18 protein-coding genes and 1 tRNA gene are annotated in these 21,141 nt (G+C 55.2%); 6 read left to right on the top strand and 13 right to left on the bottom strand.

Translation table 11 applies throughout. The features are described 5' to 3' along the window. Positions 1–148 precede the first annotated feature (148 nt). Genes gndA through AINA4_RS01755 form a run of 3 tightly spaced genes read left to right on the top strand, consistent with a single transcriptional unit; the run spans position 149 to position 3,433 of the window. Positions 149–1,597, top strand: coding sequence for an NADP-dependent phosphogluconate dehydrogenase (gene gndA / locus AINA4_RS01765; protein ID WP_281787255.1), 1,449 nt, complete (start codon positions 149–151; stop codon positions 1,595–1,597). A 44-nt stretch (positions 1,598–1,641) separates the two neighbouring features. Beyond that, positions 1,642–2,586: a carbohydrate kinase gene (locus AINA4_RS01760; RefSeq protein WP_281787254.1), complete on the top strand. Its 945-nt coding sequence runs from the start codon at positions 1,642–1,644 to the stop codon at positions 2,584–2,586. A gap of 4 nt (positions 2,587–2,590) precedes the next feature. Then, entirely contained in the window at positions 2,591–3,433 is an 843-nt protein-coding gene (locus AINA4_RS01755; protein ID WP_281787253.1) for a hypothetical protein, read from the top strand. A gap of 23 nt (positions 3,434–3,456) precedes the next feature. Here AINA4_RS01755 and AINA4_RS01750 read toward each other — a convergent pair whose 3' ends face one another. The 3 genes from AINA4_RS01750 to AINA4_RS01740 form a co-directional block, all read right to left on the bottom strand. Then, positions 3,457–4,434 (bottom strand): ribose-phosphate diphosphokinase, encoded by a 978-nt coding sequence (locus AINA4_RS01750; RefSeq protein ID WP_096382060.1) that lies wholly within the window; start codon positions 4,432–4,434, stop codon positions 3,457–3,459. A 40-nt stretch (positions 4,435–4,474) separates the two neighbouring features. Further along, the gene (glmU, locus tag AINA4_RS01745; protein ID WP_281787252.1) at positions 4,475–5,896 is read right to left on the bottom strand and encodes a bifunctional UDP-N-acetylglucosamine diphosphorylase/glucosamine-1-phosphate N-acetyltransferase GlmU; all 1,422 of its coding nucleotides are present in this window, start codon (positions 5,894–5,896) and stop codon (positions 4,475–4,477) included. A 26-nt stretch (positions 5,897–5,922) separates the two neighbouring features. Next, positions 5,923–5,993: transfer RNA gene (locus tag AINA4_RS01740), tRNA-Gln, on the bottom strand. Positions 5,994–6,059: 66 nt separating this feature from the next. On the opposite strand from AINA4_RS01740, the gene AINA4_RS01735 reads away from it, so the two are divergent. Beyond that, a complete protein-coding gene (locus AINA4_RS01735; protein WP_096382065.1) occupies positions 6,060–6,572 on the top strand; it encodes a MarR family transcriptional regulator in 513 nt (170 codons plus the stop codon). On the opposite strand, the gene AINA4_RS01730 is transcribed toward AINA4_RS01735, so the two are convergent. The 9 genes from AINA4_RS01730 to rsmI all read right to left on the bottom strand — a co-directional run bounded on the left by AINA4_RS01730 (position 6,573) and on the right by rsmI (position 17,230). Then, complete coding sequence (locus tag AINA4_RS01730; RefSeq protein WP_281787251.1) at positions 6,573–8,363, bottom strand: ABC-F family ATP-binding cassette domain-containing protein; 1,791 nt, start codon at positions 8,361–8,363, stop codon at positions 6,573–6,575. Further along, the gene (locus AINA4_RS01725; RefSeq protein WP_281787250.1) at positions 8,363–9,301 is read right to left on the bottom strand and encodes a 4-(cytidine 5'-diphospho)-2-C-methyl-D-erythritol kinase; all 939 of its coding nucleotides are present in this window, start codon (positions 9,299–9,301) and stop codon (positions 8,363–8,365) included. Before AINA4_RS01725 ends, AINA4_RS01730 begins: the two co-directional genes overlap by 1 nt. 9 nt (positions 9,302–9,310) lie before the next feature. Beyond that, positions 9,311–10,147 carry a 16S rRNA (adenine(1518)-N(6)/adenine(1519)-N(6))-dimethyltransferase RsmA gene (gene rsmA / locus AINA4_RS01720; RefSeq protein WP_281787249.1) on the bottom strand — a complete coding sequence of 279 codons (837 nt, stop codon included), beginning with the start codon at positions 10,145–10,147 and terminating at the stop codon, positions 9,311–9,313. Next, positions 10,144–11,049 (bottom strand): TatD family hydrolase, encoded by a 906-nt coding sequence (locus AINA4_RS01715; protein ID WP_281787248.1) that lies wholly within the window; start codon positions 11,047–11,049, stop codon positions 10,144–10,146. The genes rsmA and AINA4_RS01715 overlap by 4 nt, the downstream gene beginning before the upstream one ends. A 15-nt stretch (positions 11,050–11,064) precedes the next feature. After that, a complete protein-coding gene (gene metG, locus AINA4_RS01710; protein ID WP_281787247.1) occupies positions 11,065–12,645 on the bottom strand; it encodes a methionine--tRNA ligase in 1,581 nt (526 codons plus the stop codon). Positions 12,646–12,694: 49 nt separating this feature from the next. Next, complete coding sequence (locus AINA4_RS01705; RefSeq protein ID WP_281787246.1) at positions 12,695–13,738, bottom strand: ABC transporter ATP-binding protein; 1,044 nt, start codon at positions 13,736–13,738, stop codon at positions 12,695–12,697. Beyond that, positions 13,735–15,273 carry an iron ABC transporter permease gene (locus AINA4_RS01700; protein ID WP_281787245.1) on the bottom strand — a complete coding sequence of 513 codons (1,539 nt, stop codon included), beginning with the start codon at positions 15,271–15,273 and terminating at the stop codon, positions 13,735–13,737. Before AINA4_RS01700 ends, AINA4_RS01705 begins: the two co-directional genes overlap by 4 nt. After that, positions 15,274–16,305, bottom strand: coding sequence for an iron ABC transporter substrate-binding protein (locus AINA4_RS01695; protein WP_281787244.1), 1,032 nt, complete (start codon positions 16,303–16,305; stop codon positions 15,274–15,276). A 109-nt stretch (positions 16,306–16,414) separates the two neighbouring features. Beyond that, positions 16,415–17,230, bottom strand: coding sequence for a 16S rRNA (cytidine(1402)-2'-O)-methyltransferase (rsmI, locus tag AINA4_RS01690; RefSeq protein WP_281787243.1), 816 nt, complete (start codon positions 17,228–17,230; stop codon positions 16,415–16,417). 41 nt (positions 17,231–17,271) lie between these two features. Between rsmI and AINA4_RS01685 the strand changes: the two genes are divergently transcribed. Both AINA4_RS01685 and AINA4_RS01680 read left to right on the top strand, forming a co-directional pair. Then, entirely contained in the window at positions 17,272–18,798 is a 1,527-nt protein-coding gene (locus tag AINA4_RS01685; RefSeq protein WP_281787242.1) for a phospholipid carrier-dependent glycosyltransferase, read from the top strand. Positions 18,799–18,872: 74 nt separating this feature from the next. Then, on the top strand, positions 18,873–20,237 hold the full coding sequence (locus tag AINA4_RS01680) for an L-serine ammonia-lyase (protein ID WP_281787241.1): 1,365 nt from the start codon (positions 18,873–18,875) through the stop codon (positions 20,235–20,237). Here AINA4_RS01680 and mmuM read toward each other — a convergent pair whose 3' ends face one another. Beyond that, positions 20,238–21,134: a homocysteine S-methyltransferase gene (gene mmuM / locus AINA4_RS01675; protein ID WP_281787240.1), complete on the bottom strand. Its 897-nt coding sequence runs from the start codon at positions 21,132–21,134 to the stop codon at positions 20,238–20,240. Positions 21,135–21,141 lie beyond the last annotated feature (7 nt).

Genomic DNA, 21,141 nt, shown 5'->3' with positions numbered 1-21,141 from the left:
ACTGTAGCGGGAAAGCCGTAACAGCGCGAAATCGAGGAAGAAGGCTTACTCAACTCGGGTACGATTGAGCTCAGAGACTTTTTCTTTGAGACGACTTTTTCTCTACCTTTTCCCACCTTTTTCATTTCTCAAGCTAGGAGACGCATTCGTGAGCGCGAAGGCAAACATCGGAGTCGTAGGACTCGCCGTTATGGGTTCAAACTTGGCACGTAACCTTGCCAGCCGCGAAGGCAACACCGTTGCTGTCTACAACCGCTCCTATGCACGCACCGAACAGCTCATCACCGAGCACCCTGAAGCAGGCTTCATTGCTTCTGAGACTATCGACGACTTTGTGGCCTCCCTGGCTAAGCCCCGCACTGCCATCATCATGGTTCAAGCCGGTGCTGGAACTGATGCTGTAATCAACCAGCTCGCTGAACGTTTCGAGCCCGGTGACATCATTGTCGATGGCGGTAACGCTCTATTTACCGACACTCTTCGCCGCGAGGCAGCTATCTCCCCCACCGGAATTCACTTCGTCGGTGCTGGTATTTCCGGTGGTGAAGAGGGTGCGCTTAAAGGCCCCAGCATCATGCCTGGTGGATCTGCAGAGTCCTACAAGACCCTTGGCCCCATCCTTTCTTCCATCGCAGCTGTTGCAGAGGGTGAGCCTTGTGTGACCCACGTCGGCACCGACGGTGCTGGTCACTTTGTGAAAATGATTCACAACGGTATTGAGTATGCAGACATGCAGCTCATCGCTGAGGCATATGACCTGCTGCGCAACATTGGTGGCTTCTCTCCAGCAGAGATCGCAGACATCTTCACCGAATGGAACAAGGGCGAGCTCGAGTCCTACCTCATCGAGATCACCGCTGAGGTTCTCAAGCAGGTGGATGCCAAGACCGGTAAGCCACTGGTTGACGTCATCCTCGACGAGGCAGGCTCCAAGGGCACTGGCGTGTGGACTGTGCAGACCTCACTGAACTTGGGCGTTCCTGTTTCCGGTATTGCCGAGGCAGTATTCGCTCGTTCGCTGTCTTCACAGCGCGCACAGCGCGATGCTGCCAACAACCTGCCTGGAGACACTGTTGCTTACAACGTCGCCGACAAGGCCGCATTTGTCGAGGACGTTCGCCGCGCACTCTACGCATCCAAGATTGTTGCCTACGCTCAGGGCTTCGACGCGATTCGCGCCGGTGCTAAGGAATACAACTGGAACATTGACCTCGGTGCTGTGTCCAAGATCTGGCGCGGTGGTTGCATCATTCGTGCACAGTTCCTCAACCGCATTGCTGAGGCTTATGGTAAGGACGCAAACTTGCTCTCCCTCCTGCTCGATGACTACTTCACTGATGCTGTTGCGAAGTCACTAGGTGCATGGCGTCGCATTGTTGCAGGTGCGTCACTAGCTGGATACCCCATCCCTGCTTTTGCTTCCTCGCTGTCCTACTACGACGGACTTCGTGCTGAGCGTCTGCCTGCTTCGGTGGTTCAGGGTCAGCGTGACTTCTTTGGTGCACACACCTATAAGCGTGTTGATATGCCTGGAACCTTCCACACTCTGTGGTCTGGCGACCGCACCGAGGTCGAAGCTGAGCCCAGCACCCACTAACTTGTTTGGGGCGTCCCTCCCCCACACTGTCGAAGGAGACATCGATGAGTGATCGCATTGTGGTCATCGGTGAGGCACTCATTGACCTCATCCAACAAGCAGATGGCAGCTATCAGGCCAAGCCTGGTGGTGCGCCAGCAAATGTGTCTATTGCACTTGCCCGTTTGGGTGCCCATGTCAGCTTTGCTGGCCGCATGAGCACCGACAAATTTGGTGAGAAGTTGCACGACTGGCTCAGTCCAGAAAACATTGACCTCTCTCTCGTGGAGCGCACCAGTGATCCCACCTCGCTCGCCGTTGCCTCACTAGATGAGCAGGGTAAGGCGAGTTACAGCTTCTATCTCAAGGGCACTGCCGACTGGGGCTGGACTCTAGGTGCTTTTGTTCACCTCGAAGTCGAACCACCTGCAGCGTTGGTGATTGGTTCTGTGGCGACCGCCATTGAACCTGGCGCATCGGTGATTGAAAACCTGGCAGGACATCTCCACTCCACCCAAGGCTCGACTGTGGTCATCGACCTCAACATTCGTCCGGGTCTCGGGTTCCAGCGCGAAAGCGAAACTATTCGCGTTGAGCGCCAAATCAAACTTGCTCACATCGTCAAAGCCTCAGATGATGACTTGGCATGGCTCTACCCAGACCGCTCCCCCGTTGACACTGCACGCCAATGGGCAGCTGCAGGACACCACGTCATCATGACCCGCGGAGCTGATGGTGCAACCTTGTTTACACCAACCGGTGACACCGTCAGTGTGAAGGCCCCCGTCATTGAGCTCGTAGATACCGTGGGAGCCGGTGACTCTTTCTTGGGAGCAACACTCTATGGTTTGCAGCACCGAGGTGCACTGGGAGCTAATGCAGAAGAACTCCTGGCCAAAGTCACGTTAGACGACTGGATTGACCTGCTCACCTTAGCCGCAGAAGTCGGTGCGATCACCTGTTCACGTGCTGGATGTAACCCACCAACCTTGGCCGAACTAGGCTTGTAAAACTATGTATGCTCAGATTCTGATCACCCAAGGCATCCTTCTTGCCTGTGTTTTGGTTGGTTGGTTTGTGGGCAGGGCAATCCACCGTTTTGCAGACAACCGTTTCACCGAAGGTTCTCTTCAAGGCCATGAGCTCGGTCGCCTCACCGACACTCTTGCCTTTGTCGGTGGTGCTGTTGGAATTTTGCTGGGTTTGCTCCTGAGCTTCGGTGTCACCGAATTCGATGACACGAAGAGCAACATTCAGGCCGTCGCTCGCAGCAGCGTGGGAGTGTTCACTGCGTCAGAAACTCTCGAAGAATCACAACGCTTCGAAGTACGTCGTGACACAGTCTGCACACTGCGCTCCATCTCAACCTCTGATTGGCAGGCAATCGGAAATGGTGTCATCGGTGGATCTCAGTCGACGGAAGAATGGCTGCTCAAACTCAACACTGACGTAAGCAGAGTCTCCCTGGAAACCAATCAGCAACAGGGTAGCTACCCCGTACTTCTCAGCAGCGTTTCTGACCTGACAAATGCTCGTGAAGAGCTTGTGATGGGAAACACCGCCATGATTCCTGAAGTGGTCTGGATGGTGATTTTCTTCGCAAGTTTCATCATGGCTGCATTGCTCGCAATGCACCTTGCCGACCGAAAGTGGCTAGCCCGCATCTCTGCGGCGATGGCCTGGGGAATGCTTGCAGTGATCCTTCTGGCTCTCACCGTACTGGACTCACCACTGGCTCCAATTTTGGGAACACCCACAATTGAGCCCACAGCTATTACTGAGGCGCTGACAACAATTCAGGAGTCCTTCCCCGGCTCCGCATTGTTATCTGCGTGTCCGGAGACTCCGGCTAACTAAGTTCGCTGCACTATCTAGAGTGCTCAAGCAGCACCATCAAACATTGAGGTAACCGAACCTTCCTCGAAGACCTCGTGAATAGCGCTGGCTAGTAGTGGCGCAATCGGCAAGATGGTGAGTTTGTCGAAACGCTTCTCTTCTGGAACAGGAAGGGTGTCTGTTACGACAACCTCTGAGATGAACTCCGACTGCAGAATTTCACAGGCAGGGTCAGAGAACACAGCGTGGGTAGCGGCAACAACAACACCTATAGCCCCGTTGGCAACTAGTGCTTCAGCAGCCTTGACGATGGTGCGACCAGTATCGATCATGTCATCTACGAGCAAACAGACACGGCCTTCTACTTCACCGACGATTTCGTGGACGGTGACCTGGTTGTGAACCTTAGGGTCACGACGCTTGTGAATAATTGCCAGCGGTGCGCCCAACTTCTCAGACCAAATATCTGCCACGCGAACACGGCCCATATCTGGAGAGACCACGGTCAGGGTTGCAGGATCGAGCTGTGCTCGGAAGTGCTCGAGGAGAACAGGCATCGCAAAAAGGTGGTCCACGGGGCCATCGAAGAATCCCTGGATCTGAGCAGCGTGAAGATCCACGCTCATAATGCGGTCAGCACCAGCGGTCTTGAACAGGTCTGCAATCAAACGAGCAGAGATGGGCTCACGGCCACGACCCTTCTTGTCCTGTCGAGCGTAGGGGTAGAACGGCGCAACAACAGTGATGCGCTTGGCAGAAGCTCGCTTGAGAGCGTCCACCATAATCAACGTCTCCATCACCCATTCGTTGATAGGCGCGGTGTGTGACTGGACTACGAAGACATCCGCACCACGAACACTGTCGTCGTAGCGGGCATAGATTTCACCATTGGCAAAGGTGCGCAGGTCCGTGCCTGAGACATGAGTCTTGAGCTGAGCAGCAACCTCAGTGGCGAGCTGGGGGTGAGCTCGCCCACTCACCACTACAAGCTTCTTCTTTGTCGGCACGGAGAGTTCGGACATTGAAGGCCTTTCGGGTGAGGTTTCTCTGATGAGAAGGAACTTATTTAGCCTCGTCCGCAGCTTTCGCTGCGGCGGTGCCGGGACGGTTGGCTTGAACCCAGCCATCCATATTGCGCTGTGGAGCAACATTGATGGCGAGAGCTCCGGCTGGGACATCCTTACGGATGACCGCACCAGCGCCACTGTATGCTCCATCGCCAATACTAATTGGCGCAACGAATGTGTTGTGAGAACCAGTTCTCACGTGGGAACCCACGGTGGTGTGACTTTTGGTCACGCCGTCATAGTTCGCGAAGATTGTGCCGGCACCGATGTTGCTGCCTTCACCGATGGTGGCATCGCCAACATAAGACAGGTGGGGAACTTTGCTTCCCTTTCCGATGCGTGCGTTCTTGGTCTCCACGAAGGTACCGATCTTGCCGTCAGCTTCGAGGTAGGTTCCTGGACGCAAATAGGAGAACGGGCCAACAGATGCGCCGGCACCAATGACAGAAAGTGTGGCATCAGTGCGCTTAACCACAGCACCTTCGCCAACTTCGGTATCCATCAAGGTTGTGTCAGGACCAATCACTGCCCCAGTCTCCACAACCGTTGCACCCAGAAGCTGCGTTCCGGGCTTGATTTCAACATCGGGAGCAAGCTGAACCTGAATATCTATCCAGGTGGTGGCAGGGTCGGTGATGGTCACACCTGCTAGCTGCCAACCGCGAACAATCAAGCCGTTGAGCAATCCCGCTGCGCGCGAGAGTTGAGCGCGGTCATTGATTCCCTCAACTTTCCACGAATCTAGAATCTCGACAGCAGCCACTGTTGCACCTGCTTCACGCAGCAGGCCAATGACATCCGTGATGTATTTCTCGCCCTGCGCGTTATCGAGGGTAAGGTTACTGAGCTGTGCACGAAGTTCAGGAGCGGAGAACACATAAATTCCCGCGTTGATTTCATTGATGGTTAGTTCATCTGCCGTGGCATCTTTGTGCTCAACGAGTTTTTCAAGGTTGCCATCTGCCGAGCGAACAACACGGCCATAGCCGGTGGCATCTTCTAAGACGGTGGAGAGGATTGTGGCTGCTGCTTGAGCTTGACGGTGCTGGTTGATCAGCCCCTGCAACGTTTCGGCATCCAAGAGTGGAACATCACCGTTGACAACGAGAACATCACCAGCAAAACCAGAAGGCAATGCTGCAACAGCCAGCTCAACAGCTCGACCGGTTCCAGGAATTTCATCCTGATCAACAATGATGCTCTGAGGCAGATCAACCTCGATGACTTCAACTAAGCGATCCCGCTCGTGGCGCACTACCGAAACAACGTGAGCTGCATCAAGCTGGCGTGCTGTTGCAAGAACATGGCTGACTACGGAGACTCCACCAAGCTTGTGTAACAGCTTGGGAGTTGAGCTCTTCATTCGAGTTCCTTGGCCTGCCGCGAGAACAACGATTGCTAGCTGTGCGTCGGCCAAAGTTTCTCCAATGTTGTTATGGGGAGCTCCGCCACCAGGATTCGAACCTAGACCAACAGATCCAAAGACTGTTGTGCTGCCATTACACTATGGCGGAATTGTGAAATCCAGCACTGGATGTCACTAGTACAGTCTGCCAGATTCCAGAAGGGATAATGGTTTCATGGCCCCAGAGAATGATGAAGTCGACCGCATTGTGCGTTCGTGGAAGCGCGAACGCCCGGATCTCGACTTTTCTCCGCTCGAAGTTCTCTCGCGTGTTGGGCGTTTAGCGAAGCTTTTGGACCGGGCCCGTAAGGATGCTTTCCACAAATCCAAGCTGGAATCATGGGAGTTTGACGTTCTTGCAGCGTTGCGTCGTGAGGGCGCTCCCTATCAACTGAGCCCGAAGGCTTTGTTGAAACAAACCCTTGTTTCCAGTGGAACAATGACGAACCGTATCGACCGCTTGGTTGAGAATGGTTTGGTGATCCGCCGCGAGGACCCCAACGATGGTCGTGGAGTCCTGGTGGAGATGACCGCAGCTGGACTCACCCGTGTTGATGCAGCAATCACGCGTTTGGTTGATGCCGAAGCTCTGCTATTGGCGTCTCTTTCCCGCTCAGAACAGCACCGCTTGGCCGAATCTCTGCGCCGACTCAGCATTGATGTGGTTGAGCAGGATTCAACAGATTAGTTAGTAGCCCAGAAGCTCACTGAGCTCAAGCCAGCGCATTTCCAAATCTGCAATAGTACCTTCACACTTACTGATTTCTTCAGCCAGTGCACCCAAGCCAACGTAGTCATTGGGGTCATGCTCGGCCATCTTGGCGTGGATTGCTTTCACGTCCTCTTGCTGCTTGGCAATCTTGCGCTCAATGGAGGAAAATTCTTTCTCCGCGTTGCGCAGCTCCGCACCGCTGAGAGAACTTTGTGGTTTGGCAGGAGCTGACACATTAGTCGTCGCTGTTGCAGGCGCAGCCAGCTGTTTGGCGCGGATAGCCAGGTATTGATCAACGCCATTGGGCAAGTGGGTGAAGTGCCCCTCGAGGACGGCGTATTGATTATCTGTAATGCGCTCGAGTAGATAGCGGTCGTGAGAAATCACGAGCAAAGTTCCAGGCCACGTATCAAGCAGGTCCTCCATGGCCACGAGCATGTCTGTGTCGAGGTCGTTGGTGGGCTCATCCAAAATCAACACGTTGGGCTCGTCCAGCAAAATCAGCAACAGCTGCAACCTGCGCTTTTGACCGCCGGAGAGATCTCTCACGGGGGTTGCCAGCTGGGCAGATGTGAAACCCAGACGCTCCAAGAGTTGTCCTGGGGTCATCTCCTTGCCGCCGACGGAGTAGGTTGTTTTCTTTTCCGCAACCACCGCACTTACTCGCATGTCTTGAACAGCGGTGAGTTCATCCAGTTGCTGGGTGAGCGTGGCAATTTTGACTGTCTTACCCTGCTTCACACGTCCAGAGGTGGGCTGAACGTGGCCGGAGACCAACCCCAAGAGCGTTGATTTGCCGGCGCCGTTGACCCCGAGGATTCCGGTTCGCTCCCCCGGCGCAATGCGCCAGGTGACATCGCGAAGGACCTGCTTGTCGCCATAACTGACTGAGACATTCTCGAGATCAACCACGTCCTTACCTAGTCGCTGCATGGCCATCGAAGCTAGCGAGACTGTGTCACGAACAGGTGGCTCATCAGCGATGAGGGCATTGGCAGCCTCGATGCGGAACTTAGGCTTGGCTGTGCGAGCAGGAGCACCGCGACGCAACCACGCTAGTTCCTTCTTCATCAGGTTTTGGCGTTTTGCTTCGCTGACCGCGGCCATGCGATCGCGTTCGACCCGTTGCAACACATACGCTGCATAGCCGCCCTCGAAGGGCTCCAAGATGCGATCGTGAACTTCCCAGGTGGCCGTGGAGACTTCATCTAAGAACCAGCGGTCGTGGGTCACAACAAGAAGACCACCCTGGCCGGCAGGCCAGCGTTTCTTGAGATGACTAGCAAGCCACGCGATACCTTCCACATCCAAGTGGTTGGTGGGTTCATCGAGGAAAATTACATCCCAGTCGCCGGTCAAAAGCGCGGCCAGTGCAACGCGGCGACGTTGACCACCTGAGAGATCTCCTACTTTCGCATCCCAGGGAATATCGGCGACTAGCCCTGCCAGCACATCACGAACTTTGGCGTCCCCAGCCCACACGTGTTCTTCGATACCGCCCACGATTGCCTCACCCACGGTGAGGGAAGGGTCGACCTCATCGGCTTGATCAAGCATGCCGAGGGTGATGCCTCCGCGGCGGGTGACACGGCCTTCGTCTGGCTCGAGTCGTCCTGCCAGAATTTTCATCAGGGTGGATTTACCATCACCGTTGCGACCGACGATACCGATGCGGTCACCATCGTTGATGCCGACAGTGACGCACTCGAAGATGACACGGGTGGGAAATTCGAGGTGGATGTTTTCGCCACCGAGAAGGTGTGCCATTAGTCGTTCACGAGTCTGGCACCATGAACGGGACCAGTTACTCGAACAACTTTGTGACCTGCAGCACTGAGGGTGACCTGAAGATCAATAGCTGACTCGACGTCTTGCGCGAGGAAAGCCAAGGTGGGGCCAGAACCGGAAACAATACCCGCAAGGGCACCATTGCTTTCACCCAGTTCGAGAATGTCCACGAGAGCTGGTTGCAGGTGCAGGGCAGCAGCTTGCAGATCATTACTGAGGGAGTCTGCCAACATGACGGGGTCTCCTGCGCGCAGCGCCTGCAAAACGTGGGTGTCTACTGTGGGAGATTGTGGTGCGGGCTTGATGTCTGCGACGTGACGTTCACGGTGCGCATCAAGCTCACCATAGACAGCAGGAGTGCTCAGTCCATATTCTGCCAAGACAAGAACCCACTCAAAATGTTCGTGGCTGGTAAGTACAGGGCTGAGTCGATCACCACGGCCAGTACCAATGGCGGTGCCACCCATCAACGCAAAGGGGACATCTGCTCCCAGCTGCGCAGCAAGTTCAAGGAGTGCATCCTTGCCCAGGTTGGTTCCCCAGAGTGCGTCACAGGCAACGAGTGCCCCGGCAGCATCTGCGGAACCTCCACCCATACCGCCGGCGATAGGAACGTTCTTCTGAATTTCGAGGCGAACCCCGCCGCGATACTTCGCAGTGCGGGCGAGGAGCTGAGCAGCCTTGATGGCCAAGTTGGAAGCATCCAATGGGATGCCGCTGAGATCAAAGTCGCCAGTGAAGCTGACTGAGAAATCATCAGCGTGATAGGCACGAATGTCTTCGTAGAGTGAAACAGCCTGGTAGGTGGTTGCCACATCGTGGTAGCCATCTTCCATCACTGCGCCAACAGCGAGTGAGACATTGATCTTGCCGGGGGCTCGGACGTGTGCCATCTCGCGGACGCCAGTGTCGGTCATAATTCCAACCTAACTGGCGCGGGCGATAGATACGAATTCAGCGATGCCCAACTGCTCCCCACGCAAGGTAGGTTCAATGCCAGCACGCTCAAGAAGTTCCGTTGCCAGGGCGCTAGAACCACACAATTCGGCCAGAGCTTGGCGAAGCATTTTGCGACGCTGGCCAAAGGCGGCATCAATAATGTCGAATGTGCGGCGGCGAAGTGCCTCGTCACCTGGCTCTTCGGCATCGCGTTCAAAACCGACCAATACAGAATCCACGTTGGGTACTGGCCAGAACACTTGTCTGCTCACGGTTCCTGCAATACGCCATGCGCCATACCAGGCAGCTTTAGCGCTAGGGCCGCCGTAAACCTTCGAGCCTGGCTCAGCAGCTAGGCGGTGCCCAACCTCTGCCTGCACCATAACAACTCCAGAGCGAATACTCGGGAAGTGCTCCAGGAAGTGAAGCAGCACAGGAACGGACACGTTATAGGGAAGATTTGCCACGAGGCGCGTGGGCTTGTTCGGCAATTCCATGATTTTCATGGCGTCTTCATGAATAACCCTCAGTTGGGCTTCAGGTGCCATCTGAGAGAAGGTTGCCGGCAGCTGCGCTGCAAGTCGACCATCAATCTCGACTGCAACGAGAGTAGCTCCCGCTTCCACGATGCCAAGACTGAGTGAGCCCAGGCCTGGGCCAATCTCCACCACCGAGTCCCCAGCTTCAACATGGGCAACTTTGACTATCTTGCGCACCGTGTTGGCGTCGATGACGAAGTTCTGTCCCAGTTTTTTGGTCGGCGTGACATCCAGCAATTCTGCAAGGTCACGTATCTCGGCAGGACCGAGTAGCTTCACGCTCATTCAACAAGCCCGTCTTGCCACGAGCCGTAAACCGTTTCGGTATTGAAGGCAATCTGTGCACACAGATCTCCTAAGTCCACCTCGAGCACCTCTGCCATGGCTCGCACCGTGTGTGGGGTCAAATAGGGTGCGTTGGGGCGACCACGGAAAGGAGTGGGGGTCAGAAATGGTGCATCCGTTTCCACGAGCACAAGTTCACGCGGAATGACTTTGAGCGCCTGGCGAAGTTCTTCATTCTTTTTGAACGTGATTGTTCCTGAGAAGGAGAGATACCAGCCGTTATCGGCAGCAATGGCAGCCATGGCAGCATCCCCGGAGAAACAGTGGAACACGGTCTTCTCCGGCGCACCAACTCGCAGCAGAGTTTCAATAACCTCATCATGCGCATCACGATCGTGGATCTGCATGGCGATGTTGTGCTTTTTAGCAATCCCAATATGCGCTTCGAACGAGCGGTGCTGGGCGGCAAGGCCCTCTGGTCCTGTTCGGAAAAAGTCCAGCCCTGTTTCGCCCACCGCGCGCGTGCGAGGCCAGGCAGCTAGCTCATCAATGACCGCAAGGGCCTCATCGAGAGTGCCAGCTGCTTCGTAGTTCGGAGCTTCGTTGGGATGGATAGCAACTGCTGCCAACATACGTGGTTCTGCAGCAGCGACAGTCGCAGACCATTTCGATGTCTCGACATCCCCGCCGACCTGGATTACGCCGACAATGCCGACCTCTGCAGCACGTTCAAGGTGTTCACGGTAATCAATGGGTTGATCACCATCAGAGATCTCGAGGTGAGTGTGATTGTCATAGACCGCCACCGGAAGTGGTTCTGGAAGTGGCGGGTAGGACAAATCACGCTTCTGCCCGTGCTCCGAGGTGGTGTCCCGGTGGCGGATATATGCCGATTCGGTCATACGTTGTCCTGAGAATTACTCAGCAACCGACTCAATGCGTGGGAAGAGTGCTTCCAGAGTTCCCACAGTTGTTCCCACAGGAATCTGATTCCAGTTTCCAGCCTCACGAATAGGCTGTGCAGTCAACGCACCGAGGCTACCTTCAACGCCAAGGGCATCCCATAGTTTCTGGGTTGCCTGAGGCATAAATGGAGAAAGGAGGACAGCAAGGGCCCGCAAACCTTCGGTCGCAGTATTGAGCACCGTAGCCAAGCGTTCTGACTGAGCAGGATCCTTTGCAAGAGCCCATGGCTCTTGCTCGGTGATGTAGCCGTTGAGTGCGTCAACGATAGCCCAGATTGAAGTCACGGCTTCGTGGATGGCAAGGCGTTCGATTGCAGCGTCTGCTTCAGCGACGGAGGCAGCGACAACATCCACGATGGCTTTATCTGAAGGAGTGAGCTCACCTGCCGCAGGAACAACACCATCGAAGTAGCGCGAGACCATGGCCAGCGTGCGCGAGGCAAGGTTACCGAAACCATTAGCAAGCTCTGCCTGGTAACGGGCAGAAAGATCTTCCCAGCTGAAGGAGCCATCCTGGCCAAAGCTGATGGCACTCATGAAGTAGTAGCGGAACGCATCTGAACCGAAGGTGTCGGTGATGTCGTTCGGCGCAATACCGGTGAGCTTGGACTTGGACATCTTTTCGCCACCAACAAGCAACCAACCGTGACCATAGACCTGGTGAGGAACTTCCACACCGGCTGCCATCAACATTGCTGGCCAAATCACGGCGTGGAAACGCAGGATGTCCTTGCCCACAATGTGGGTGGCAGGCCAGAGAGAAGCAAGCTTCTCTTCGTCATAGCCATAGCCAGCTGCCGTGATGTAGTTCAGCAGAGCATCGAACCACACATACACAACATGGGATTCATCCCAGGGAAGCTTGATACCCCAGTCGAAGCTGGAGCGTGAAATGGAGAGGTCGTTCAGACCCTGCTTCACAAACTGCACAACCTCATTGCGAGCAGACTCTGGCTGCACAAAGTTGGGGTTAGCTTCATACATGTCCAGCAGAGGCTGAGTGAAGTCACTCATGCGGAAGAAATAGTTCTTCTCGTGCAGGTTCTCAACCGGCTTGGAGTGAATCGCGCAGACCTTCTCACCGGCGAATTCACCGGTGCCGTCTACGAGGTCTGAATCCTGCTTATATTCTTCGCAACCTACGCAGTAGGAACCTTCGTATTCGCCCGTGTAGATAAACCCAGCGTCATACAGATGCTGCAGGAACTTCTTGACGTTGTCCTCGTGGCGAGCATCGGTTGTACGAATGAAGTCGTCATTGGAAATGTCGATAGTGTCCAGCAGAGGCTTCCAGGCAGACTCCACCAAGCGGTCAACCCACTCTTGAGGAGTTGCCCCGTTAGCGGTTGCGGTCCTCAAGATCTTTTCACCGTGCTCGTCAGTACCGGTTAGCATCCAGGTACGGTCTCCGGCCTGGCGGTGCCAGCGTGCGAGCACGTCAGCAGCAACCTCGGTGTAGGCGTGACCGATGTGGGGCACGTCGTTCACGTAGAAGATAGGCGTGGTTACATAAAAGCTTTTGCCGGCAGACATAGCTACTATTCTATTTTGCTCAGCTCAGCCATTGAACCACGCTCAATCCTTAGGTGGTGGGGTATGCCAGCACTGGCCCTGCCAGTGCCACACCAACCTCATCGCCGCGAGAGCGTATCTCTTGAGGCGCAACACGAACATCGAGCCTGTCCACGCCTCTCTGCAAGGTCAAAAGGGCGTCATGACCGCAATATTCAATGGCTGTGACTTTCCAGTCCCCCGAGTCGGTAATGCGCAATGACTCAGGTCGAATTAACACGTCAAGCGTTTCCTGCTCCGAAGGTTCACCACTCCAGGTGAACTGTGATGTTCCCAAAATTGTCTCCACCTCGTCACCACGTCGGGTGCCCACCAGGTGGTTTGCTTCACCAAGGAACTGTGCCACCCACTTGCTTGCAGGAGTGTTGTAAACCACTGAAGGTGATCCAACCTGCTCAATACGTCCCTGGTTTAGTAGAGCAACCGTGTCTGCGATAGACAACGCCTCTGTTTGGTCATGGGTGACCAACAGTGCCGTTGTCGAACTGGCTTTGAGGATGGCTTTAACCTCCGCGCGAAGGTCAGATCGCAAGACAGGATCTAGCCCGGCAAATGGCTCATCCATCAACACCAGTTGGGGTTGTGCAGCCAGTGCCCGAGCTAACGCAACACGTTGGGCTTGACCGCCAGAAAGTTCGCTGGGCATTCTGTTGCGCAGCGACGTGAGGTTGATCAGTTCTAACAGTTCGTCCACACGACTTGATTGGGCCTGCTTTTTCACTCCTCGAGGAGTTTTAGCCAGGGAGAACGCAATGTTCTCTGCCACTGTCAGCATGGGAAACAATGCTGCATCTTGGGGAACCCAACCGATGTTGCGCTTTTCAGGAACCAAGTGGATTCCGTGCATGGTGAGAATGCTGCGGCCCAGACGAATAGTTCCGCTTTGTGCCCGCTCGAGGCCAAGGATTGTGCGCAGCAAGGTTGTCTTGCCACACCCGCTGGGTCCTGCAATCGCGACGAAATCTCCCTGCTGGGCTGCAAGGTTGATGTCAAAAAGGACTTGAGTGTGCCCATAGGAGACGTTGAGGTCTGTGATTTCAAGAAAAGCGCTCATGACTTAACCTCCTGGGTAGTTTCCGAACGCACCAACAACAGTGTGGGGATGGCGGCAATGATGACGAGCATAAGGGCATAGGGCGCTGCTGCACCATAAGAGGCAACATCTGTCTTAGCCCACAACTCTGTAGCCAGGGTATTCATTCCGGTTGGACGCAACATTAAGGTGGCTGGCAGCTCTTTCATGGCGGTGACTCCGATTAATAGCCATGCCACAAGGAAACTCGTGCGGGTCAACGGTAAATACACCGACACCAAACGCTGCCTCGTGGAATATCCCAGGGAAGATGACACATCTACCAGGGACGTTGGAATAGCGCGCACAGATTGGCGAATAGTTCCCAACGCTTTAGGCATGAACAGCAAACCGTATGCGCAAGCCAACAAGAACGCCGTCTGATACAGCACCGGAACTGTAGACAATGCAAAGAAGACCAGAGCAAGGCCGACAACGATTCCTGGTAGTCCCAGTGGGAGATATCCCAGTGATTCGATGGCGCTCACTATTTTCGAGCGATATCTTCCCGCCAAAATTCCTATCGGCAGAGCCAACAGCAGACCAATTGTTGCCCCAGCAAAGCTCAAGACAACCGTGTTGACGGTGGCTGAGGCGAGGTTTTCCCAGCGGACTTCCTGCAGGGCGTTGACATCAAACATGCGCACCAGCATCACGCCAACGGGAATGACAGCTCCAACCACGGGAGCAATCAACAAAACAATCCCAAGCCAGATGTTTTTGCCCGTCAATGGGTTCAGGCGTGAACGGCCTCGGGTAGAGGTCTTCGAAGTAAAGAGTCTTCCTCGAGCACGGCGTTCAAAAAACACTGTGACAAGTGCCAGCGCAACCAGAATCATGCTCAGGAGTGCAGCCAGGTTACGGTCATAGCTGGCGCCATACGCTTGCTGGATTGCTGTGGTGAGGACGGGAAAACGGAACAGGGCCACGCCACCAAAATCAGCGATTGTGTAGAGAAAGACCAGCAATCCACCGGCCAACGTTGCTCCGCGAATTTGATGCCAGGTTCCGGGCAGAAGCGCTTTCCACCCAGGTGCTCCCAAGGTCCTGGAAAGGTCATCAAAATCTGTGGTCCCAGCGCGCAGTGCTGCTGTAACTGGGAGGGTGACATAGGGAGTTGTCACCGCTACGAGCACGAGCCACGAACCCCAAAAACCCTGCGTGGTGGGAAACGCAGCCAGCAAACCGTAGGCGGCCAGATAGCTTGGCACCGCCAGCGGGATGGTGGCCATCACCAGCCACCATCTGCGCGCAGGAAGGTAAACGCGGGCTAGGAAGTACGCGCTGACCAACCCCAGAACAATCGCTGTAGCAGTAACGGCAACACCAAGTAACAGGGTGTTCCACAGCAATAAAGCCATGCGTGGCCTGTTGAGCAGTTCAACAACACTTTCCCAGCCGCCGCCAAACGCACGTTGCGAAAGATAGATCAAGGGAATCAGTGTCGTTAACGACGCGAGTGAGCCAGCCACTGTTAACCACAGTGGCGGGCGGACGACGTTAACGAGCGTGCTCACCTATAACAGCCCGTACTTGGCCAATAGCGCTTGGGTTTCAGCTAATGAAGCAAGGTCTGCCAAATCAAGTTGGGTGTTAACTAGCTCCTCGAGAGCAGGCAGGCCTTCTGGGGAAGCAACCCCCGGCACCAGCGGATATTCAAATGTTGTTGTGGCGAAATACTTCTGTGCTGATTCACTGACCAGATACTTCACAAACGCAAGAGCGTCGGCATCCGTTGCAGAATTCTTAAGAATTCCTGCACCGGTGACGTTCACAATTCCACCAGGGTCGCCGGGAAGGAACTTAATCTGAACTCTCATATTGTCCTGGCCCAGCTCAGCAGCACGCTCGAACCAGTAGTAGTGATTGATGAGGGCGAGATCGAGCTGGCCGGCGTTAACCAGATCCAGGGTTGCTCCGTTTTTCTCGGTCAGAACAGGTGAGTTCTTAGCCATATCGGCAACCCACTGCTCTGCAACTTTTTCACCTTCAAGAACACGAAGCGCGGTCACAAAAGATTGGAAGCTCGCGTTCCCCGGTGGGAAACCAACCAAACCAGACCATCTGGGGTCAGTGAGTTCCAGGACAGAATCGGGGATCTCAGATTCTGTGTATTTTTCACTGTCATAGGCAATGACACGGGCACGCCCGGTCACTCCAACCCAGGTGTCATCTGTGGAGGTGAATTCGGCAGGAACTGCATCGGTGATGTCCGCAGGGAGGGTGGCGAGCAGTCCTGCATCAGAAAGCGCACCTAATGCGCCTGCGTCTTGAGAAAGGAATACGTTCGCGGGAGTTCTCTCCCCTTCCTCTAAGAGCAATGCAGAGAGTTCGGGAGTGGATCCAAAGCGAACGTCAACATCAATTCCGGTTTCCTCGGTGAATTGCTCAATCAGCGGAGCAATCAGTGCTTCATCTCGTCCGGCATAGACAACGACGGTTCCATCCGCATTTGCCGCAGGTTCTGTAGTGCAGGCGGATAAGCCAACTACCAGGGCGAGTGCCGTGCCGGCAGCAAGAAGTGAGGATTTCAGGGAGGAGATGTTCATGAGGTCTTTCAGAGCTAAAAACGCATGATGTTTGCGGATGGTATTAGGTAAGGCTTACCTAACTAATTCTAGGTTAGGGTAGCCTAACCTCATCAGCAAGTGATTTCTTTCACCTAGTAGAAAGTGCGGCTTGATACAGCTCTCGCTTGGACAAGCCCGTTTCTTCCGCAACCTGCGTAGTGGCCTCTTTCAAGCGCATTCCGTCAGCGACAAGAACTTGAACTTGCGCAAGACCATCCTCCAACGTGAGAGTCGCCGCAGTTGCGCCGCCAACTACGAGAACAATCTCGCCGCGGACGCCTGCGGCAGCCCAGTCGGCGAGTTCGGCCAGAGTCCCCCGCTTGACCTCTTCATACATTTTGGTGAGTTCACGACAGACAACCGCTGGCCGGTCAGCACCTAACTCATCACGGGCGTCCGCAAGTGATTCAGCAATTCGGTTGGGAGATTCAAAGAAAACCATCGTGCGAGATTCGCGAGCAAGTTCCCGAAAGGCCGACTTTCGCTCACCCTGCTTCCGTGGAAGAAAACCTTCAAAGGTGAAACGGTCTGTGGGAAGCCCCGCCACAGCGAGCGCGGTAATCACCGCGCTGGGCCCGGGAATAACAGTGATGTGAATCCCTGCTGCCGCCGCTGCTTCAACAAGGTGAAAGCCAGGATCACTGACGGTGGGCATTCCCGCATCAGAAAGCACGAGGACATCGTTTTCACGGGCAAGCTCAATAATCTCTGGGCTCTTGGAGGTTTCGTTGTGGTCATGAAGAGCAATGAGTTTGGGGCGGTTCTCAATTCCTAATGCACTCAAGAGCTTGGACGTGGTGCGGGTATCTTCACTGGCAATGACGGTTGCCTCACTGAGCGCCTCAATGAGTCTGCTCGAGGCATCACCGAGGTTGCCAATAGGGGTTGCCGCCAGAATGATCACAGTCCCAGTCTGGCAGGGTTCGTTGTCGGTAGGCTAAACGGGTGAAAAGGGTGTGGGCATCTATCGGCCACTGGGCGGGACCTTTAGTAGTTCTGTTGGTGGCTGCCGGGCTGCGCTTGTGGAATCTGGGCAATCCTCACTCTCTTGTTTTTGATGAAACCTTCTATGTGAAGGATGCGTGGACGCTGTGGAATAACGGTTACGAATCCACGTGGGGAGAGAACCCTGACCCCCAGTTCAATGCGGGAGTTACGGATGGGTTTACCGATGACCCCTCCTATGTGGTCCACCCACCTTTAGGTAAATGGCTGATTGCCCTGGGAATGGCCGCATTTGGGCCTGCGAACGCTTTCGGCTGGCGTGTAGGTGTGGCGGTTGCCGGCATTCTCATTGTTCTTCTTGTGATGCTGATTGCACAGAAGCTTTTCCACTCAACTGTGCTGACCATGATTGCCGGTGGCCTCATGGCCATCGATGGCCACGCCATCGTGTTATCTCGAGTAAGCCTGTTGGATAACTTTGCAGCGTTATTCACCTTGACGGGATTTTTCTTTGTGCTGCTCGATCGACGGCAGAATCTTCCAAGCCTGATGGCATGGATTTCCCGACGAAAAGCTCAAGCAGAAAACAGTGAAGGTCCGACGTGGGGGCCAACGCTGTGGAATCGGCCCTACCTGATCCTTGCTGGACTAGCTTTTGGTTTGGCCTGTGGCGTGAAGTGGTCAGGTCTCTACTTCTTGGCCGCCTTTGCCGTATATGTCGTTGTCATGGATGCGCTGGATCGGCGTCGGGCTGGTTTGCACTTTTGGCTCTCTGCTGCCGCCCTCAAACAAGCGCCTGCCACCTTTGTCCTCATGGTCCCCATCGCTGCAGTGACCTATCTTGCAACGTGGACAGGTTGGATTGTTACCTCCGGCGGGTATTACCGCGACCTCGTCACCACCAATCCCGGTCTGCGCTGGAGTGGCCCCTTGGCGTGGGCACCAGATTGGTTCCAAAGTTTGTGGGCGTATCACGTCTCCGCCTACCAATTCCATGTAGGCCTGGTCACCCCACACTCCTACCAAGCCAACCCGTTGACCTGGCTATTGATGATTCGCCCCACCAGCATGTACTACCAGGGTGCGAGCTTGGGCGAGAACGGGTGTGACTTTGACTCCTGCTCGTCAGTGATTACCGCTATTGCAAACCCGCTGATTTGGTGGGGTGGTGCAGTTGCGGTGGGCTACCTGGTTTACCGTTTCGTTCGCTACCGCGAATGGAAGGTTGGCATCATCCTGATGGGAATGGTTGCCGGATATGTGCCTTGGTTGATGTACCTCAACCGCACCGTTTTCCAGTTCTACGGCATCATCTTTGAGCCCTACATGATCTTGGCTATCACCTTTGTGGTAGGGCTGATTCTGCGCATAAAAGATGACTACAAACGTTCAACTGGAATAGCCATCTTGACGGTGCTGGGCATCGTGGCCGTCCTGCTGAGTATCTTCTTCTATCCGCTGTGGACGGGTATGCAGATTCCTTATTGGTATTGGCAGATCCACATGTGGCTTCCTAGCTGGATTTAGGTTGTCCCACCTACCGGACATGATGCTTCAGTAAATATGGCACTCACCTGCCCAAGCACTCTAGGCTCAAACTTGTGACAGCGTACGTCTCAGCCTTTGACCTGTTCTCGATAGGTATCGGTCCCTCCAGTTCTCACACTGTGGGCCCCATGCGTGCTGCCCTGGACTTCGTTACACAGCTCAGATCACAGGGCCTCATTGAGAAGGTAGTCTCCGTCAACTGCAGCCTGTATGGCTCACTCGGTTCCACCGGGATAGGTCACGGCACCCCCGGAGCAGTCATTGCCGGCTTGACCGGCCTGGCCCCAGAAACCTGCATGCCCGATGAGGTTCGCAATGCCTGGAGCAACCTTGAGAATGACCCCACACTCGATCTGGGCGGAAGCCACACCATTGCTTTCACCCCAGGTGACATCAGCTTTGAGCCCCGCACGCGCCTTCCAGGCCACCCCAACGCGATGACCATCCGCGCCTTCGGCGCAGATGGCGCCCCGCTTCACGAACAGACCTACTACTCCGTTGGGGGCGGATTCATTCGCCGAGACGGCGAAGAAACCAGCACCATCACCACGCAGTGGCCTCTGCCCTATGGAACCTCCGCAGCTTTATTGGCTCTGTGTGATGTGCAGAACATGACCATTGACCAGGTCGCCATGCAGAACGAGCTTTCTCAACACACTGAGGAGGAAGTCAACGCGCGCCTGGATGCCATCTGGGACACCATGCATTCCTGCGTGCAGTCTGGACTCACCTCAGCTGGAACTTTGCCCGGTGGGTTGAGCGTGAAGCGTCGCGCAGCTGAACTGCGCGAACACCTTGTCACTGCTGATGCTGCCAATAGCCGTGACACCACCATTGAGTGGCTTCATGCTTTTGCTCTGGCCGTCAACGAAGAAAACGCAGCCGGAGGCCGCGTGGTCACTGCTCCCACTAATGGTGCTGCTGGAATTGTTCCTGCTGTTGCCAGCTACTACCTCCGTTTTGTTCCAGGTGCGAACCAGGAAGGAATCCGGCGCTATCTTCTCACCGCGACTGCTATTGGATCCCTTTTCAAATCCAACGCTTCTATCTCAGGCGCTGAAGCTGGCTGCCAAGGCGAAGTAGGCCCCGCCTGCGCCATGGCCGCAGGTGGCCTCTGCGCCGTCCTGGGTGGAACACCACGCCAGGTTGAAAACGCTGCAGAAATCGCCATGGAACACCACCTCGGGCTGACCTGTGACCCTGTGGGTGGTCTTGTTCAGATTCCGTGTATTGAGCGCAACGCCATTGCTAGCTCAACCGCGGTCAGTGCAGCTCGTCTGGCGCTCCACGGGGATGGCAACCACCTCGTCTCGCTCGACACCGTGATTGAGACCATGCGTCAGACAGGTCTCGACATGTCGACAAAGTACAAAGAAACCAGCGAAGGCGGCCTCGCCGTCAACGTGATTGAGTGCTAGCTAGAGCGCTGCAGCAAGCTGGCGAATATCGCCAGCATGTGTGCCACAGCACCCACCAATCAGGCGTGCTCCCTGGCTGATCCAGGTCGAAGCATAGGCAACAAGAGCATCAGCATCAGCGTTCTCCCACACACCGCTCTCTGAATTCCAGGTGCCGCCTCCGTTGGCATAAATCACCACAGGCAGATCAGTTACCGTGCGAATCTCGGCAATGGCTGCAGAAACCAAAGCAGGGTCAACGCAGTTGACGCCAATGGCCGCAATGGCCGGAGATGACGAAGCTATCTGCGCTGCCTCCGACAGGCTTTGACCTGCCCATAACTTTCCATCAGGTCCGATGGTGAAACTCATCCAGCCCAGAGCGCCAGGGAACTCTTCAAGCGCATCCACGAGTGCCTGTGCTTCGAGGGCATCAGGAATGGTTTCAATGGCAAGCAAGTCTGGTTCTGCCTCCAGCAAGACCGCTAAGCGTTCTGCATGGAAAGCTCGAAGCACCTCACGGCTCAGACCATAGTTGCCTCGATATTCGCTGCCGTCGTGCAAGATGGCACCATAGGGCCCCACCGATGCTGCAACGAGCGCAGTGCTTCCGGCAACTGCGGCACTGGCCACTTCGACACTGGCGCGCAAAGCACGGTCTGCATCTGCTGCGCTCAAACCAACTTCTTCAAATCCCGCGCGCGAGATTTGGTAGCTGGAGGTAATCACTACCTGCGCCCCGGCATCCACATAGGCGCGGTGAGCTGCCTGGATGACCTCTGGGTTATCTAACAGTGCTTGTGCTGTCCAGAGTGAACCTTGAAGCTTCCAGCCTTGGTGCTCGAGCTCTGTGCTCATTCCCCCGTCGATAACGACGGGGGAAGAGACAAAGTTCACAAACTCATCGTGTGACAGCATGAGCCGA

This window comes from Aurantimicrobium sp. INA4 (assembly GCF_027924525.1).
GTDB lineage: Bacteria > Actinomycetota > Actinomycetes > Actinomycetales > Microbacteriaceae > Aurantimicrobium.
Note: the sequence above shows the minus strand (reverse complement) of the source record. Positions and strands in the feature narration are given on the sequence as shown.